11 protein-coding genes are annotated in these 18,075 nt (G+C 61.1%); 7 read left to right on the top strand and 4 right to left on the bottom strand.

Features of this window, described 5'->3' with window-relative positions; genetic code table 11:
- A partial coding sequence (locus tag C9413_RS11765; RefSeq protein WP_170250479.1) for a VCBS domain-containing protein occupies positions 1 to 5,456 on the top strand: 5,456 nt, incomplete at its 5' end.
- 67 nt (positions 5,457 to 5,523) lie between these two features.
- On the opposite strand, the gene C9413_RS11760 is transcribed toward C9413_RS11765, so the two are convergent.
- On the bottom strand, positions 5,524 to 6,135 hold the full coding sequence (locus tag C9413_RS11760) for a diguanylate cyclase (protein ID WP_223843974.1): 612 nt from the start codon (positions 6,133 to 6,135) through the stop codon (positions 5,524 to 5,526).
- A gap of 470 nt (positions 6,136 to 6,605) precedes the next feature.
- On the opposite strand from C9413_RS11760, the gene C9413_RS11755 reads away from it, so the two are divergent.
- Genes C9413_RS11755 through C9413_RS11740 form a run of 4 tightly spaced genes read left to right on the top strand, consistent with a single transcriptional unit; the run spans position 6,606 to position 12,093 of the window.
- Positions 6,606 to 7,967, top strand: coding sequence for a TolC family outer membrane protein (locus C9413_RS11755; RefSeq protein ID WP_039846667.1), 1,362 nt, complete (start codon positions 6,606 to 6,608; stop codon positions 7,965 to 7,967).
- Between the two features lie 19 nt (positions 7,968 to 7,986).
- Entirely contained in the window at positions 7,987 to 10,143 is a 2,157-nt protein-coding gene (locus C9413_RS11750) for a type I secretion system permease/ATPase (protein ID WP_039844272.1), read from the top strand.
- Positions 10,140 to 11,432 (top strand): HlyD family type I secretion periplasmic adaptor subunit, encoded by a 1,293-nt coding sequence (locus C9413_RS11745; protein ID WP_039844273.1) that lies wholly within the window; start codon positions 10,140 to 10,142, stop codon positions 11,430 to 11,432. Before C9413_RS11750 ends, C9413_RS11745 begins: the two co-directional genes overlap by 4 nt.
- 1 nt (position 11,433) lies before the next feature.
- Positions 11,434 to 12,093, top strand: a complete 660-nt coding sequence (locus C9413_RS11740) for a ribbon-helix-helix domain-containing protein (protein ID WP_039844274.1) — start codon at positions 11,434 to 11,436, stop codon at positions 12,091 to 12,093.
- Positions 12,094 to 12,162: 69 nt separating this feature from the next.
- On the opposite strand, the gene C9413_RS11735 is transcribed toward C9413_RS11740, so the two are convergent.
- Entirely contained in the window at positions 12,163 to 13,137 is a 975-nt protein-coding gene (locus C9413_RS11735) for a transglutaminase-like cysteine peptidase (protein ID WP_170250478.1), read from the bottom strand.
- Between the two features lie 228 nt (positions 13,138 to 13,365).
- On the opposite strand from C9413_RS11735, the gene C9413_RS11730 reads away from it, so the two are divergent.
- Positions 13,366 to 14,580 carry an ABC transporter substrate-binding protein gene (locus tag C9413_RS11730; RefSeq protein ID WP_039844276.1) on the top strand — a complete coding sequence of 405 codons (1,215 nt, stop codon included), beginning with the start codon at positions 13,366 to 13,368 and terminating at the stop codon, positions 14,578 to 14,580.
- A gap of 168 nt (positions 14,581 to 14,748) precedes the next feature.
- Here C9413_RS11730 and C9413_RS11725 read toward each other — a convergent pair whose 3' ends face one another.
- On the bottom strand, positions 14,749 to 16,290 hold the full coding sequence (locus tag C9413_RS11725; protein ID WP_039844277.1) for an ABC-F family ATP-binding cassette domain-containing protein: 1,542 nt from the start codon (positions 16,288 to 16,290) through the stop codon (positions 14,749 to 14,751).
- Between the two features lie 413 nt (positions 16,291 to 16,703).
- Between C9413_RS11725 and C9413_RS11720 the strand changes: the two genes are divergently transcribed.
- Positions 16,704 to 17,006 (top strand): alkylphosphonate utilization protein, encoded by a 303-nt coding sequence (locus C9413_RS11720; protein WP_039844278.1) that lies wholly within the window; start codon positions 16,704 to 16,706, stop codon positions 17,004 to 17,006.
- A gap of 114 nt (positions 17,007 to 17,120) precedes the next feature.
- On the opposite strand, the gene C9413_RS11715 is transcribed toward C9413_RS11720, so the two are convergent.
- A partial coding sequence (locus C9413_RS11715) for a helicase HerA-like domain-containing protein (protein ID WP_170250477.1) occupies positions 17,121 to 18,075 on the bottom strand: 955 nt, incomplete at its 5' end.

Below are 18,075 nucleotides of genomic sequence, written 5' to 3'. Positions count from 1 at the left end.
CGGGGACGCTGGCGCGCGGCGCCATCAGCCCCTCTCGGGGCGCGGCGCGCGTCCGTGCCGGCCGGGCGGTTCCCACAACCGCCGATGAAGGCGACATCTTCAATGTCCTGTCGCAGGGCAACAGCCCCAATGACGGCACGGCGGATGGTTCGTCTTCTGCGTTCAATCTGTTGCCCCTGGGCTTTTCTGCAACGGTGACCGGCTCCGTCGCCTCGACGGTTGCCTTCGGCGCTGACGGGGCGGCTCAAGGCGGCGGCTTCTCGTTCACAGCCAATGTAGCCCAGACACTCTCCGCATTGCAGCTATCGTCGAAGGGCGGCGAACTGTCCTATGCGGTGACCGGCAACATGGTCATCGGCTATGTCAACATCGGCAGTGCGGGCTATAACCCGTTCATCGACCGTCCGGTCCTGTCGCTGACGCTGAACAGTGACGGCAGCTTCAAGTTCCAGCAGTACGACCAGCTCGACCATGCGTCGGGTGCCGGCAGTGACCTGAAGTCTGGTGCAACGACGATCTCCGGCATCGACTTCGGTTCCGTCATCCAGGCGACCGACCGCGACGGCGATAGCGTCACGCTCGGCGGCAAGCTGGTCGTGACGATTACCGACGATGCGCCGGAGGTTGGTTCGAACGCGAACGTACAGCTTGACGACGACGCGCTTGCGGGCGGCAATGCAGGCGGCAACGGCGACGTTTCACCGAACCTGGCGAATGTCTCCGGCATCCTGGCACATTCCTATGGTACGGACGGTGCAGGCACGGTACTCTTGACGGGAGCCGGCCTTGCGTCGAGCGCCGCGAGCGAAGGTGCCTTTTCGCAGACGGTGAGCGCCGACGGGCTGACCATCGTCATCCATCAGGTCCAGCATGGGGTCTCCGTCGATGTCCTGACCGTGACGCTGACGAACGCCAGCTCCGGCGCCTATACGTTGACGCAGAACCACGCGATCCAGCATGCGGCTGGAAACGGCGAGAACAACCAGGGCTTCACGATTGACTACCAGGTCACCGACGGCGACGGTGACGCCGCCACTGGCTCGCTCACCGTCTCCGTCAATGACGACACCCCAGTCTCCACCGGCACGATCATCAACGTGTCGACCGACGAAGTTTCCTCGATCACCGGCAGCCTCGAGACATTGGTCTCGCCCGGCGCCGATGGGATCGGACGGTATGGCGTCGAACTGACCAATCTGTCTTCGATCCTGACTTCACTGAGCTCGAATGGCGTCGCACTCACTTATACGGTCGTCGACAACAGCTTGATCGCCAAGGCCGGTTCGGCCCTGATATTCACTTTCGCCGTCAATGCTGAGACGGGGGCCTACACCTTCACGCAGAACGGTGCGCTCGACAATATCGACAGACTGTTGATCAACGGCAACGTGATCACCCCAGCCACGGCGCTCGACGCGCCCGGTTCCCATTTCGCACTTGCAGATGTCGGGGGTAACAACCTCGCCTTCGAAGGCCGGATGGGCGATGGCGACGCAATCATCCGCGTCACCAACGACAGCAACACGAACCAGACCTGGACCCTCGACAACCACGGCGTAGGTACGGACTATGTCCTTAACATTCCAGCGCATACGACCTGGTATGTGAATGTCGGCAATGTCGCCAACAATACGCAGTTCGATCTGGACGGAAGTGGCGCTCCGAACGGCGTTACCGTGGTCAACAACGGCCATGGTGGCAATATTGTCGCCATCGATGGTGATACGTCCTTGGCCCTCGACCTGTCGTCGGCGGTGACGGTGACCGACGGGGACGGTGACAGCGTCGCGCTCAGCGGCCAGCTTATCGTCACTATCAGTGACGACGTGCCGGTTGCCACCGGTACGGCTCAGACGCTTACCCTCTCAGAAACAGGTCTTCCGGTCGTCGATTTCGCCAGCCTGAACATCAACATCGGCGCCGATAGCAAGAACACCCATGTGGAGATCGGCACAGATAGCAACGGGCTGCCGATCATCAATGCCGGCCTCACCTCCGACGGCGTGGCGCTGCAGTATATCGTCCGTGAGACGAATGGCGTCGATCAGGAAATCGTTGCGTTTAAGGCCGGCGATACTCCTGACAATCCGGTCTTCATCGTCAGTGTCCTGCATCCCGGCAGCTTCGCGACGACGCTCTTTCAGAACCTCGATCACGCCGCCGGCAGCGACAGTCTCTCGCTGAACCTCGTGGCGCGCGTCTTCGACGGCGATGGCGACTATGTCGATCAGCCCTTCGCCATCAATGTTGCAGACAGCGTTCCGACGCTGGTTGCAAACACGACGGTTTCCGGCAATGTCGTGGAAGGCGGCCCGACCCTCGAGACGCACAGCTTCGCGTCGGGTACGGTCAATCTTGCCATCCCGGACGTCAGCACGATCAGCTCGACCATCACGGCGCCAGCCGGCGGAACGATTCACGACGTCAACGTGTCAATCAATCTCACTCACACCTTCATGGCGGACCTTGAGATTACGCTCATTGCCCCGGATGGCACCAGGGTTCGGTTGGTTGACGACAATGGCGGAAGTGGCGACCCGAACGGCACCATCAAGTTCGACGACGAAGCTGCAAGCTCCTTTACCTCTGCCATCCAACCATACGTCGGCACATGGCGTCCGGCGATCGACCAGCTTTCCCTGCTCGACGGTAAGAGCATGGCGGGAACCTGGACGCTGGAAATCCGGGATGATCTGGGGGCCGATGTAGGCACGCTGCGCAACTGGACGCTCGAGATTGAGTCCGGCCACGACGTATCGTCTGACACTATCGATCTTTCCTCGCTGGTTTCCGTTGGTGCTGACGGCGCTGCGGTATTCGCACTGAAGACCATCGCAACCGCGGAAAATCTCGGTACGGTTACGGCCGGTGGCCAGCAGGTGAAGGTGGTTTCTGACGGCACCACGCTCACCGGCTATGCCGAAGGCACGCCCGGAACGCCGCTCTTCACCCTGACGGTCTCCGCGAACGGCACAGCCACCTTCGTGCTGCACGGCGAATTCGATCACGCCGCCGGCAGCGACAAGCTGGCGCTCGATCTCGGTGCCTATGTTCAGGCGCTCGACAGCGATCATGATGCCGTGACACTCGGCGTCGGCCAGTTCGTCGTCAACGTCGCTGACAGCCTTCCGACGGCAACTGACGTGGCCGCGGCCATGTCGGAGAACGAGAGCAAGAGCATCACGCTCACCGAAGGTACTCACTTCTCCTTCAGTGCTGATGAGAACGGCGCTGCCCTGTCCATCGGCACGCCGAGCTACACCGGAGTGCCGGCCGGTCTCACGCTGGGCATGCCGTCGATCACGCTCGGCGCCGATGGCCGGACCATCTCGATCGTACCCGGCACGGCATTCGACGGCCTGGCGGCAGGCGAAATCGCGGTCCTTCACATCCCCTTCACGGTCACGGACGGCGATCATGACTCGGTTACGAAGGATATCGCCGTCACGATCACCGGCGCGAATGATGCAGCAGACATCGGCGCGCCGACGGTTTCGGCGGTGACGGAAGATACGGGCGTGGTCGGCGGTCTCTTAAAAGCGACGGGCACGCTCTCAGTGAGCGACGCCGACCATGACCAATCGTCGTTCCAGACGGCGGTGACGAGCGGGGCAGGCAATCTCGGCACTTTGATTCTGGGAGCGAACGGCAACTACACCTATTCGGTGTCGAATGAAGCCGTTCAGTACCTGCAGGACGGTGAGCAGAGGACGGAAACCTTCACGATCAAGTCGGCCGACGGCACGGCGGAGGATGTCAGCTTCACGATCAACGGCGCCAATGACGCGGCGGTGATTGGTACGCCGACGGTTTTTGCGGTGACGGAAGACGTCGGCGTGAACGGCGGCTTCCTAGAAGCCACCGGCACGATCGCGGTAAACGATACCGACCACGATCAGTCGTTGTTCCAGACGGCGGTGACAAGTGCTGCAGGCAATCTCGGCACCTTGGTTCTGGATGTGAGCGGCAACTACACCTACTCGGTGTCGAATGCGGCGGTTCAGTATCTACAGGGCGGTGAGCAGAGGACCGAAACTTTCACGATCAAGTCTGCCGACGGCACGGTGAAAGATGTCAGCTTTATCATCAACGGCATGAATGACGCGCCGGTGATCACGTCGGGCGCGACCGGAAGCGAAGCCGAAAACAGCCCGGCCACAAATGTCGTCTACCAGATCGTCGCGTCCGATGCTGATGCGGGCGCCAATCTGACCTACTCGCTTACAGGATCCGACGCGGACAAGTTCAATGTTTCAGCAACCGGTGCGGTGACCTTCAAGACCTCGCCGAACTTCGAGGCTCCGACAGATGCCGGCGGCAACAATGTCTACGACATCATCGTGCATGCCAACGATGGGGCCGCCGATCCGACAAAGGCGGTCGCGATTACGGTCACGAACGTCGCGGAAGGTTCCCCGCTATCCGTCAACGAGGCAGCCAGCCTGACCGGACGGTATGCGTTCGCTGACGACAACGGCTCGCCGAACAGGGTCAACTACAATGTTGCGAGCCTGTTCAGCGGAGGGGCGGGGACGGTCAGCCACAGCTTCGAAAAAGTCTATTCCACGGGCTCCGATGATTGGCTTTCCCACAGCGGCAGCACTGTCACGGGCAATCCAAGCACCGTTGACTTCTGGGATTGGGATGGCGATGCCGGTCTTTACATCTACCGGGTGACTGCCGCGGACTCCCAGCTCAGCCAGCAGTCGACCTATGTTGCTTTCAGCGCGATCGAGGAGTGGGGCACCACCTATTCCATCACCAACAATGGCAACGGAAATGAGAACGGATTGAGTTGGATCAATACGTTTAATGTCGACGGCGATCTGATTTTCATTAACAGCAATCTCAATGGCGCGCTGAATGCAGGTGGAGGTCACGACGTGGTGATCGGCTCCGGCAATGCCGAGACGGTAAACGGCGGCTCCGGTAATGATGCACTGTATGGGATGGGCGGCGGCGACACGCTAAATGGCGGCTATTCCACAGACTTCATTGACGGTGGAGACGGAAATGACAGTCTCTACGGCGAAAATGGAAATGATGTTCTGCTCGGCGGAGCCGGCAACGATATCCTCGTCGGCGGCGACGGTGACGACATCCTTGTCGGCGGCTCTGGCCTCAATACGATGACCGGCGGCGGCGGCAGCGACACCTTCGTCATCGATGCAGCCGCCTTGAAGGAAGTAAGCCTCGTTGACGTCATCACGGACTTCAAGAACAGCCAGGGTGACACGCTTGACGTTTCCAACCTCCTCAACTCGCTCCTCGGTCACGAGGCGAATGAGGCGGAGGCGCTTGCGAACGTCAAGGGCACGGTTGCCGGAGGCAATACGACGATCAGCGTCAATGACAACGGCACCTGGCACGATGTCGCGGTGCTTCAGAACTACGCGTCGACGGTGAAGATCATCTACGATGACGATCATCACTCGAGCACGACGCCGGTCGCTTGACCGGCTCGCGTTTCGGTCTTGGAAGAGTTGAACCTGGAAAAGGCGCTTCGGCGCCTTTTCTTCTACCTCACGCCGTGGGCAGCCTGGCAATCACGATCGGCTCGCCATCCTCGGTCGCGCTCTCGAACGCAACCTCATCTGCAAGTTGCCGGATCCGGTTGAAGTCTTCCGGCCCCTCGAAGAGGGCGCCACCGAGCTTGATCTGGAGGTCAAGCGGCGCTTCCTCGGTCTCGAAGGCGGCCTGCGAGACGCGCCTGCGGATGCGGGCGCCGATGTCCTGGGCGTTTTCGGGGGTAGCGCCGGGCAGGAAGATGCCGAGCTCGTTGGACGCGAGCCGGGCGACGAGGTCGCCGCTTCTGACCGAACTCTTGATGATGTCGGCCAGCGATAGCATCACCGTGTCGGCCCATTGCGGGCCGTAGCGGCGGCTGATTGCGTCGAGCGTCTCGATGACGACGGCGATCATGATGCCGCCGGTATCGGTCGCGATCTTCCGGCGGCGGTCGGAATAATTCTGCATCGCAGCGGCAAAGGCGGTGCCGTTGAGCGCATTCGTCACCGGATCATGCCGGGTGGCGTGGTTCATCTTGGCGCGCAGCGCCGCAAGCTCCGACTTTTGCAGCTGCAGCGCCAGGAGCAGCGGAAATGCAACAAGAAACGAAATTGGAGGGATGCTCACAAATCCTACCAAAAATGGTTTATCCGGGATTAGAAGGTTTAAGATAAGTAAAAGACCGAGCGATCCTGCCGTGCAGCATGATGCGCCGATCGCGGCGCGAAACAAGGCGGGTTTTACTGTGGCTGGGGAGTAACGGTTAATAAAAATCATGGGGTCGGATTACTCACTAGGGATGAGTGTCAAGCTAACCGTGAGCACAACAAGTACCGGTTAAAAAATCCTGTAAAATTGTTGCTTTAGGGGTGGAAACCTCATGAGTTAACTGTCTTCGCAGGAAGGTGGCTAGGGCTGTTGGAGTGTTGATAACTTAATGCTACTGACTTATCCGAGAAGAAATTTCGGTATATGGGGTAGCCGGGGCTAATCACAGGTGATGAGGGGCATCAAACTTGTTTAACGGCAAAAGAATTTTTGCAGCTTTGTCTGCGACTGTTGCTTTGAATTTTGCATTTTGCGTTGACGCCAATGCTATTTCGCTTCAGCAGGCTATTGAAAAAACGATGAAGACGAACCCGCAGATCTTGCAGGCTGCGAAGGATCGTGAAGCAATCGAGTTTGAACTTCGCCAGGCGCGTGGGCTTTACTTGCCCTCTATTGATCTCGACGCGGGGATTGGCCGCCGGCGGCTGTCGAATTCTACGACAGGCACTCTGACATCGGATACCGATTACTTGTCGCCGGGCGATGTCGGTCTCACCGTTACACAGCGGCTTTTCGACGGCGGCGGCCGCCGTGCACAGGTCGAACAGCAGGCATCGCGCGTCGATGGCGCCTCTTTCCGCGTGCTGGAGCGGTCCGAATCGCTGGCGCTCGAAGTGACGCAGGATTATCTCGAATACATTCTGCAGAATCAGATCGTGAAGGCCGCTCAGGATAATATGGCCTTCCACAACCAGATCCTCGGCAATATCGAGCAGAGCATCAAGGGCGGTACGTTGACTGATGCTGACCGCCTCCAGGGCGTCGAGCGCCAGCAGGCTGCGGCTGCCCGTCTGCAGGAAGCTAAGGAAGAGCTGGAGGCGACGAAGATACGCTTCCTCGAGGACGTTGGCGAGCCGATCACCGGCGCGCAGACCCCGACTTCGGTTGCCAAATACGTGCCGAAGACGGTCACCGATGCGGTCTTCGTGGCCACCAAGAACAGCCCGCGCATCTATTCCGCCAATGCGGATGTCGATGCGGCCGATGCCGGCGTGCGCGGCGCGCGCGCCAACTATCTGCCGAAGGTCGATCTCGAAGGCATCGCCCGGGTGGGTGACGACATCAATGGCGACGATGGTAATACGAATGACTACCAGGTGCGCGTCGTCGCCCGCTGGAACCTTTATCGCGGCGGCATCGATGTTGCCCGAGAGCAGGAGCAGATCCGCCGTGCAGGCGAGCAGCGCTATGCGCTGGCGCAGGTGCAGCGCGAAGTCGAGCAGTCGGTCCGCACAGCGTGGAACGAACGCGTCAGCCGCGGCAAGCTTGCCGGCATCCTCGGCCAGCAGGCCTCGACCAACGCCCAGCTCGTATCGTCCTACCGGCAGCAGTTCAGCGTCGGCCAGCGCTCGCTGCTCGATGTGCTCGATGCGCAGAACACCAATTTCAATACCAGGGTTCTTGCCGACACGGCGCGCCTTGCGTCGGTCTTTGCCGAGTACAAGATCCTGGCCGCTTCCGGCAATCTGCTCCAGACGATGAAGCTGAAGCCGGTCGAACAGGCAAAGGAATATGCACGGGAGGAGTTTGTTGTCCCCGCGGGCGTCGCAGATCCGGGATATGTCGAGCTTCAGTCGCATCAGAAAGCCGGCATGCCGATGGACCTTCTAGCGCCTATTCGACAGCAGTAGTCGAAACGGCCATGGAAAAATGCTGAACGTAGCGCTCGAGACTTCAAGCGGCACCCCGCTCCAGACCTTCAAAGCCGCTTTCAAGTCCGTCGCTGCGTTCTATGGCCGGCCGAGCTCCGATACGGTTCTCTTCTCCGGCCTGCCGGACGAGATCACCGAATCGCTCGAGCTCGATGACGTAGAGCAGATGGCCGAGCGCATCGGCCTCCAGGTCATCAGGCATCAGGAACGCGACTGCCGCCTGGGCAATTTCGATTGCCCGGCCATCGTTTGCTTTGTCGATGGCGGCGTTCTTCCGCTGCTCGAAGTGGCGGAGGACGGCTCGTATCTGACCGATATCGTTCCGATTGCCGGAACACCGATCAAGTTGGCGCCTGAGCAACTCGTGGCGCTGAATCCCGCGATGGCCTTTGCCTTCACGCTCTATTATCAGAACGCTTCCGAAGAAGCGCTGGTCGGCAATGCGGTGGAGATCGAAAAGCGCCATTGGCTGGCGACGACGCTGATGCCGTACTGGCGCACCTATGTCCGCGTCATGGTGGCAGCGCTCTTCATCAACCTGATTGCGCTCGGCTCGCCGCTTTTTACGATGAACGTCTATGACCGCGTGCTGCCGAACAAGGCGGTGGCGACGCTGTGGGTTCTCGCAGCAGGCATCTCGCTTGCCTACATCTTCGATTTTCTGTTGAAGACGGCTCGCTCGTCGCTGATCGATTACGCTGGCCGGAAGGCCGATCTCAGGCTCTCGCAGCTGATTTTCGACAAGGTGTTGAACTCGACGCTGGAATCGCGACCGCTCTCGACCGGCGAATATGCCAACCGTGTCACGCAGTATGAATTCGTCCGCGAGTTCTTCACGTCGAACACCATCGGCGTGCTGATCGACAGCCTCTTCGTCTTCATCTTCTTAGCCGTCATTTACCTGATTGCCGGCTGGCTGGTCGTCATCCCTGCCGTCGCCTTCGTCCTGTCGGTGGCGATCGGCCTTTGGGCGCAGGCGCAGATCGGCAAGCGTATGGCGACGGCCGCAAACGAAGCGTCCCGCCGGCAGTCGCTGCTCGTCGAGACCATCTCCACCATCGAAACGCTGAAGAGTCTGCGCGCCGAAGCAACGATGCTGCGCCGCTGGCAGGAACTCACCAAATATTCGAGCCGCACGAGCGAAGACATCAAGCATATCTCCACCAACGCCATCAACCTGACGACGTTCATCCAGCAGATGGTGAGCGTGCTGATCGTGATTGCCGGCACCTATGAGTTCTCCGAGGGTCGCATTGCCATGGGTGCGATCGTTGCGACCGTGATGCTCGCGGGCCGCGCCGGTGCGCCGCTCGGCCAGATCGCCATGACGCTGGCGCGGTTCCGTCAGGCGACCATGTCGCTGCGCATCCTCGACAAGATCATGGAGCAGCCGGACGACCGGCCTTCTACCGTCGGTTTCGTCAATCGCCAGATCAAGCGGGGCGGCTTCAGCTTCCAGAACGTCTCGTTCCAGTATCCGGGTTCGGACTATCCGGTTATCAACGGCCTGTCCGTCAATGTGGGGCCGGGCGAGAAGATAGGTATCATCGGCCGCATCGGCTCGGGCAAAACGACGCTCGGCCGCCTGCTCGACGGCCTTTTCTGTCCGTCGTCGGGCCGCGTTCTAATCGATGGCGTCGATATCCGGCAATACCATATGGCGGAAGTGCGAGCCGCCGTCGCCGTGGCGGGCCAGTCCTCCGATCTGTTTTCGGGCACTGTGAAGGAAAACCTCCTGATCGGCCGCGCCGATGCGACGGACGAAGAAATCCTCGAGGTCGCCACCATGACCGGCGTCGATGAGTTCGTCTCCAACCACCCGCGCGGCTTCGACATGCCGGTCGGCGAACGCGGCACCAATCTGTCGAGCGGCCAGAAGCAAGCGCTGACGATCGCTCGTCTGCTTTTGACCAAGCCGAAGATCGTCTTCCTGGACGAGCCCTCTGGCGCGATGGACCTCGCCACCGAGCGTCATCTGATCTCCAAGCTGTCCGGCGCTTTCGGTCGCGATACCACGCTTCTGATCGCCACGCACCGCCACAGCATGCTGGAGCTCGTCGACCGCCTGATCGTCATCGACAAGGGCCGTATTGTTGCCGATGGCCCGAAGCAGGCCGTGATCGAGGCCATGCGCAGACCGGCGGGTCAGCAATGAACGCAAACCGTCTCGACCACCCCCCGCTTTTTGCCCGCGCCATCCTGGCGCTCTGTGCGCTTTTGATTGCAAGCTTCATCGGCTGGGCGGCGATTGCCAGCGTCGATGAGATCGCCCGTGGCGAAGGCAAGGTCATTCCCGTTTCGAAAACCCAGATCATCCAGTCGTCCGAACCTGGTGTCGTCCAGCAGATTGCCGTGACGCTCGGCCAGGTGGTCCGCAAGGGCCAGCTTCTGGTTCAGCTCGACAATACGACGACGGCATCGACGCTTGGCGAATCCGTTGCCAAGGCACGCGCGCTGGGCGCCAAGGTTGCAAGGCTGAAGCTGGAGGAGGCGGGCCAGTACGAGATGCCCTATGTCTGCCCGCAAGACATTCTTGCTGTCGCCAAGGATGTCTGCAGCAACGAAGCGAGCCTCTTTGCCGCCGACCGCGCGAGCTACGAAAACAAGCTAGGCGTCCTCAAGGAGCGGGTGAGGCAGCGCGAAAACGAACTCAACGAGGCGCATGCCAATATCGCCCGTCTTCGGGACAACATCGCCGGAGCGCAGCGCCAGTACGACCTGATCAAGCCGCTCAGCGACAAGAAGCTTGTGGCCCAGACCGAAATGCTGAAGGTCGAACGCGACCTGACGGACCAGCAGGGCCAGCTCAAGGTCTATCAGGAAAGCATCGATCGCCTGGAGGCCGCCGTGCAGGAGGCGACGCTGCAGCTCGGCGATCTGGCGCTTGAACTGCGCCAGCAGGCTTTGACGGAAAACGCGACGACGCTTGCCGAACTATCTGTCGTCGACGAGACGATCCGCGGCGCCTCCGACCGTGTCAAGCGCACTGATATCCGCTCGCCGGTCGATGGCATCGTCAACACGCTTGAAGTCAATACGATCGGCGCCTATGTCGATCCAGGCCGCGTCATCGCCGGCATCGTGCCGACGGCCGATACGCTGCTCATCGAAGCGAAGATCTCCCCGCGCGACGTCGCTTTCGTGCGCCGCGGCCAGTCGGCGATCGTCAAGGTCACGGCTTACGACTTCTCGATCTTCGGCGGGCTCGAAGGCGTGGTGGAAAACATCTCGGCCGACAGCCTGGTCGAAAAGGAAAAAGGCGAGACCTATTACCTGGTTCAGGTAAAGACGGACAAATCGGAGCTGGAGCGTGACGGCAAACTCTATCCGATCATTCCCGGCATGGTGGCCTCGGTCGAAATCATGACAGGCAACAAGACGGTCCTCAGCTACCTGCTGAAGCCGATCAACAAGGCGCGTTCCGAAGCGCTGACGGAGCGGTGAGATGCTGATAGCCAAGCCCCGCTCGACCGATTTGGCCAACGCCGCACCCACCGAGGAGCCCCTGCCGGTCATAGGCGCGGAGGAAATCGAGCCGCGCTTCCGTGCGGTCGTCGGTCGGGGCGGCGAACGCCGCGGCATCCGCCTGGAGCGCATCTATTGGGATGGGCTTGGCCGTATGTCCTCCGCCGGCAAGATGACGACGTCCGATCTGGTGCACTATACGGCCTCGCAGATGCCGGAATCGGGCAACCTTGCCTCGCTCCTGCGCGTTCTCAGCCTGAAATGGGCATTGCGCCGACTGGACGCCGTTGAGGACGTCGCCTCGATGGCGAACCTCAATGCCGTCATCCAGGCTTCGCCGTCGCCGACGATCCTGCTCACCCAGGACAAGAAGATCCATCTCTTCAACGATCCGTTTCTCTCGATGCTGCGCCAGCGTCTGCCTCTGGGCGATACGGCGCAGTTGACCAGGAGCCTGCGCTTTTCCATCGATACTCAGATCGAGCAGGCGATCACGACGCTGAACCTGAACCGCGGCAAGACGCTGAACACCGGCTTCAGCATCGGTGTCGGCACGCAGTCGATGCGCGGCCAGGTCAACCTGGCGCTGGCGCCGACACACGAAAAATCGATGTTGATCGGCTATATTTCCCGCTACTGAGCGATGTGTGAAACAAAAAAAGCGGCCGGATCATGCGACTGCTTTGAACGTCATGCGTTTTGGCCTGTCTCAGTGTGCCGCTCCTTCGCCCGGTGCGACCTTTTCCAGCGGCATGCGGGAGGCAACCTGCTTGTTGCCGGCCCGCAGCCCGTGCAGATACCCCTTGCCGCCGGTGATGGAAAAAAGCGGCTGGTAGTCGGGCAGGCGGCTGTCGGGCAACACCTGGTCGCGCATGTTGTCCAGAATGAAGTGGTTGCCATCGACGGCGACCGAAAGCACCGCATGGTAGAAGTGGCGCTTCTGGTCGAAGAGCACGACGATCGACATGTCTTTCATGTCGACGCCCTCGGCGCGAAGTGCTGCCATTTTCAGGATCGCAAAATCTTCGCAATCGCCCTGCTGGCGGGCGAGCGTCTCGGAAGGTGCTGCCCAGTGATCCGCCGCCTGATAGGTGTCCATGTCCCGGCGGGAGCGGATCGCGCGATTGACCGCGACGTTCACCGCATTCAACTTGTCGCGGATCGAAGCTTGCCCGGTCTTGGCTATTGTCGCCTTGATGACGTCGGCCGCATCCGAGCAGCCCTTTGCGTCGCACTTAATGGACCCGCCGCTCGCCATTTCGCCCAGCGAAGGCGCGAAACGCTTGACCGCGGCAAGACGCTTGAACGGAATGGTGACAGAGCCGAAGACCGCGTCGTTCGAAGAGGCGGCCTTGCGCGGTATGTCCGGCTTGACGGAGGCGGTCGTTTCCGCTGTGAACGATGCGCTCTCGACCTGTCGCAATTGCATCACTGTGGTGAGATTAATCGTCCGAACTGCGCTTGAAACGTCGCTGGCGGCAGTTCTGAGGAGGTTGAAGACGCCTTTCATGCTGCCTGCCTGTGCCAGTGTGTAAGCAGTATTGGCTGTCAGCATTGATGTATAGGACGTCGCGCTGGTTTGCATTTCCGGCATTTTTGCCGCCGCCTGTGCGTTGGGAAGCAGCGGTGCGAACGACACGAAAGTAAAAGCTGCAAGTATTTTTGCTTTTGTTTTGCGCTTCATCGGGTTGTTTCTCCCTGTTTGAGAGAAATGTACCGAATAGCTATAAATATGCCGTTTGGAAGCGTAGATAAGCGTAGTATAAATATTCCGCAAAAAGACGCATAAAACTTTAGTTTTCGCGTCAACCAAGTTTGGGGGAAGGGTTTGATTTTCGCCCGCGTCCGATGCAGGAATAGGCGCCGTCAAAAAAGGCCGCAGAAGGCCGGGACGCCGCATTTGGGGGAAGCAGTGACATCGCATTCGAAGCTACGGACCGAACCTTCATATGGTTTACGCGGAAGGCTCGCTGACGCGATTCTGGCAGCCCGCACGCTGCCGCTGCTGGTTCTCCTTGCCGGCGCCGCAGGCTGCCAGTCGGATGCGGACGGCCTGAACACGGTCAAGAATACCGACATCAAGGCGCCATCGAGCAAAGTCGAAGAGACCTTCGGCGAGACCGGTACGGAGATCACGCTGCTGCTGCCGAGAGGTGCGAGCGGCGTTTACGAGGGTGCCGCCCGCGATGTGCGCGACGGCGCAGCGCTCAGCGTCGGCGAGCTCGGCAACGGCCAGGTCTTCATCAAGGTCGTCGATGTTTCGGGCGGCGCAGGTGCCGTGCCTGCCGCCGTCAGCGCCGCCAAGGCGCGCAATTCGTCGTTGCTCATCAGCTATGCTTCGCCCGCCATCACATCTGCAATAGCCGCTATGTCTTCCGATCAGCGCCCGCCATTGGTCAATCTTGGCGATGACGCTCCGGCAGCTGCCGGCAATGTCTACAACTTCGCCTCGGACGAACTCGACAGCGCGCTCGAAGGTATCCGGGCGGCTGCGGCGGGCGGCCACAAGAAGGTGATGGTTTTCGCGCCTAAGGATTTTCCGCCCGCCTCTGAGATGCGGCTCGCGGATGCCATTCGCGCAGGCGGCGGCACCTATGCCGGGACCGCACGTTACGATCTCAGCGATGCGGCCGCCGCCAATGTCGTGCAGCAGTCGAAGGCCGAGCTTCAGCGGGCCGATACGGTCGTCATCCTCGGCAAGAGCGTCATCGTGCCTACGGTCGCCAGTGCGATTAAAGCAAGCGGCCAGGCAAATCTCGTTCTTGTCGGCACCAGCGCCTGGCCGTCCCATGCCTACGCGGACCCGGCCGTCGCCGGCGCCATGATCGCCATGGTCGAACCGGATGATGCCAGCCTGATCGCCGACCGCTACAAGCGCCACCATGGCCGCACGCTATCTTCGGACGCCGCCTACGGCTACGACGCCGTCGCCATCGCCGCCGGCATCATCCGCGTGAAGGGCCCGGCGGGCCTGACTGCCGAGAACCTGACGATGAAGACCGGCTTCCGCGGCGTCACCGGGCTCTTCCGCCTGACCCCGGGCGGCAACGTCGAACGCAAGCTCAGCCTCTTCACGATCACTGGCGGCAAGCTGAACCTTTTGGGTGCTGCGCCGAAGGCATTCTAAGGGGTTTCCACTCTCATCCCTGTGACGAGCCTAGGAATGAAGACTGAAGTGCCGGCTTGCCGCCGGCACCTTCTCCCCGAGGGGAAGGGATATGTTGCAACGTTTCCGATCCCTTCTTCCCAGCTGGGATGAAGGAGGGGTCGAGACCGTTGGCTCGCGCCTTGCTGGTCAGCCCCTTGGCCAATCATCCCTACCAGCTGCCGACGCAAAGAACCCCTCGGGGCTCTCCACTTCCACCAGCCGCCGCTTCTCGATCAGCCAGAAGCGGTTGCCGACGGCGCGCACGAAGCTGCGGTCGTGGGAAACGAGCAGGCAGCTTGCCTGGTGCGCCATCAGCTCGCCTTCCAGCGCTTCCTGCCCGTCGATGTCGAGATGGTTGGTGGGTTCGTCGAGCAGGTAGAAGTTCGGGTTGGAGAGCCGGAGCACCAGCATGCCGAGCCTTGCTTTCTGCCCGCCGGAAAGCTGGCCGGTGGGACGGCCCTGCATTTCGATCGACATGCCGGCGCCGGCCAGCAGTGCGCGCGCCCGCTGATCACCGACGTCGAAGCGGCGGATGATCGTGTCCATCGGCGTGTCGGCATCGGGCAGATCGGCAAGCGCCTGGTCGCCGTAGCCGAGCGCCAGCGAAGGCGTCGCCTTGATGCCGTTTCCGGCCGTATCCGGGTTCGCGATCGCCTTGCGCAGCATAGCGATCAGCCGCGTCTTGCCGGCGCCGTTTTCGCCGAGCAGCACGATCCGGTCTCCCTGGCAGATGAACTGCCTGCCGGTCTTGAAGAGCAGCGTGCCGTCCGGCGTCTCAACCGTCGCATCGTCCAGCGTCACCAGCACCTTGGCATGCGTGCCGCGATTGGCAAGCCGAATCGCACCCGCCGAACGCTCCAGATGCGCGGGTTTCGCCACATCCTCGAGTTTGTCGGCGCGCTGCTTCAGCTGTTTGGTCTTGATGACCAGCAGGTCGCTGCCGGAATTGATGCCGATATTGTTGAGCTTCGCCGCCTGCTTTCGCAGTTGTTCCGCCGTCTTCATGTCGCGCTCGTAGCGGCGCGAATCTGCCGCATCGAGCTCGTCGATCGAAGCCCGCGCCCGGGAATAGGGCAAAGCGAAGATCTGCGATTGCTCCGGCCGCAGGAAGAGCGTGCGGTTCGTCACGGCGTCGAGGAAGGCGCGATCATGGCTGGCCAGGATCACCGGCACGTCGCGGGGGAGCGCATTCAGCCATTCCTCCAGCCGGGCGATCTTGCCGAGATCAAGATGGTTGGTCGGCTCGTCGAGCATCAAGAGGTCGGGTTCGGTCACCCAGATACGGGCAAGCATCGCCAGCCGCTGCCACCCGCCGCTGAGCGCCGAGAGCGAACGCCGGTGCAACTCCTCCGGCACCTCCAGAGATCCCAGCACGACATCGACGCGCCAGCTCTCGGTTTGCGTCTGCTCTGGAGCGAGCGCATCGAGAACGGCGTCGTAGAATGGCATGGCGAACAGAGCCGGCGGCACATTCTGCTCGACATAGCCGACCGTCAGCCCGCGCGCCCGCGTGATGTCGCCTTCGGTCGGCCCCAGCGTGCCGGCGATGCAGCGGAAAAGCGTCGATTTCCCGCGGCCGTTGCCGGCTACGATGCCGATGCGGTCGCCGGCATTGACGACGAGATTGAGCCTGGAAAACAAAGGGCTCGACAAGGTGATGCCGAGATTGCGGATATTGAGGAGGGTCATGATCGTTCTCTGGTCTTGACCGCGCGACCATCCATCGAGGGCTCCTGGCCATCATCGATGCGATGCGTCAGCGGTGGATCGAAATCGCAGGCGCTCAAGCGATAAAGCTCGGCGCTGCAGGCCACAAAGGGCAGACCAGAAGAGAGGTTTTGCGAGAAACGGTCTCTGGTCAGCCCTGCAAACGCATTTGCAGGGCGTTGACGGGGCCGCGCTGCCGGTTGAACCGGAAATAGTAATTATGCACGCGACCCTCCTTTCTCTTTAGAGTGCACGCATGAAATATCATCACCTATGCAGGAATGCAACCAAAGCGCTCGCATCAGGCCCTTGCCCCTTGTGGGCGAACTTGCGCAAGACGGGCTGGCTGTTATAAGCGGCTTGACCGGGAAATTCTTAATTTAGGAGAGACGACCATGGCGGGCGATGCCGACGAATACGTCTATGACGAAGTGACGGGCGAATGGCGTCCGGCTTCGGAATTGGCTGCCGCCGCGCAGGCGGCCGTCGAGGTCAGCGACGCTGCCGGAAATGTCCTCAAAGACGGCGATTCCGTCACCCTCATCAAGGATCTGAAGGTCAAGGGTGCCAATCAGACCCTGAAACAGGGCACGGTCATAAGGTCGATCCGGCTGACGGACAACCCGGATGAGATCGACTGCCGCCACGACACCATCAAGGGCCTTGTCCTGCGCACGGAATTCGTCCGCAAGCGTTGAGGATACAAATTTCGCCGAGCCAGGCATTCTAAGCCCCTTGGCATCCCATCTGCCGGCAGGGCACAGGGAGGTGAGCTTCCGAATGGCCTCACCCTTCGGGCTTGCCTCCGCGACCTACCGCTTCAAACTTCCGAGAATGCCGCGCACCAGCGCCCGGCCGACCTGCGTCGCAACTGTCCGCGCCACGCTTTTCATGGCTGCCTCGACGACCGTCTCTCGCTGATAGCCGGACGAACGCCCGCGCGATTGGCCGCGGTTCGGCTTTTCGTCGTCGCTGCCGCCGAAACCGGGCAGCGTCCAGCCAGAGGTCGTGCCGGCACTCGTCTGCTGCGCTTCGGCCTCTTCCTGCGCCCGCTTGGCGGCTTCCGCTTCGGCAGCCTTCTTCGCGCGGGCTGTGAGCATTTCGAAGGCAGAGTCGCGGTCGACATCTTCGTCATAGATCCCAAGTACCGGGCTCCGGTCCATGATCTGACGGCGTTCCGCTTCCGTGACCGGGCCGACGCGGCCGGATGGCGGACGGATCAGCGTGCGCTCGACGATCGATGGCGCGCCCTTGGTCTCCAGCGTCGAAACCAGCGCCTCGCCGGTGCCGAGATTGGTGATCACGGTGGCGCAATCGAAGGCCGGGTTGGGGCGGAAGGTATCGGCGGCTGTCCTGACCGCCTTTTGCTCGCGTGGCGAATAGGCGCGAAGCGCATGCTGCACGCGGTTGCCGAGCTGGGCGAGGACCGTTTCCGGCACGTCGAGCGGGTTTTGGGTGACGAAATAGACGCCGACGCCCTTAGAGCGGATCAGCCGCACGACCTGCTCGACGCGTTCGGTCAAGACACGCGGCGCGTCGTTGAAGAGCAGATGCGCCTCGTCGAAAAAGAAGACGAGCTTCGGCTTGTCCGGATCGCCGACTTCGGGCAACTCTTCGAAGAGCTCGGAAAGCAGCCAGAGAAGGAAGGTGGCGTAGAGCCTGTGGTTCATCATCAGCTTGTCTGCCGCAAGCACCGAAATCTGACCATAACCGTTGTTGCTGGTGCGCATGATGTCGGTAATCTTCAGCGCCGGTTCACCGAAGAAA

Origin of the sequence: Rhizobium sp. SEMIA 4085, assembly GCF_013004495.1 — a bacterium.
Taxonomy (GTDB): Bacteria; Pseudomonadota; Alphaproteobacteria; order Rhizobiales; family Rhizobiaceae; genus Rhizobium; species Rhizobium gallicum.
Note: the sequence above shows the minus strand (reverse complement) of the source record. Positions and strands in the feature narration are given on the sequence as shown.

What these genes read in the sequence shown, in the direction of transcription:
- C9413_RS11735 (WP_170250478.1), bottom strand. Translation starts at nt 13,137, where the DNA reads ATGAAGCGCAAAACAAAAGCAAAAATACTTGCAGCTTTTACTTTCGTG.
- C9413_RS11720 (WP_039844278.1), top strand. Translation starts at nt 16,704, where the DNA reads ATGGCGGGCGATGCCGACGAATACGTCTATGACGAAGTGACGGGCGAA.
- C9413_RS11740 (WP_039844274.1), top strand. Translation starts at nt 11,434, where the DNA reads ATGCTGATAGCCAAGCCCCGCTCGACCGATTTGGCCAACGCCGCACCC.
- C9413_RS11725 (WP_039844277.1), bottom strand. Translation starts at nt 16,290, where the DNA reads ATGACCCTCCTCAATATCCGCAATCTCGGCATCACCTTGTCGAGCCCT.
- C9413_RS11745 (WP_039844273.1), top strand. Translation starts at nt 10,140, where the DNA reads ATGAACGCAAACCGTCTCGACCACCCCCCGCTTTTTGCCCGCGCCATC.
- C9413_RS11750 (WP_039844272.1), top strand. Translation starts at nt 7,987, where the DNA reads ATGCTGAACGTAGCGCTCGAGACTTCAAGCGGCACCCCGCTCCAGACC.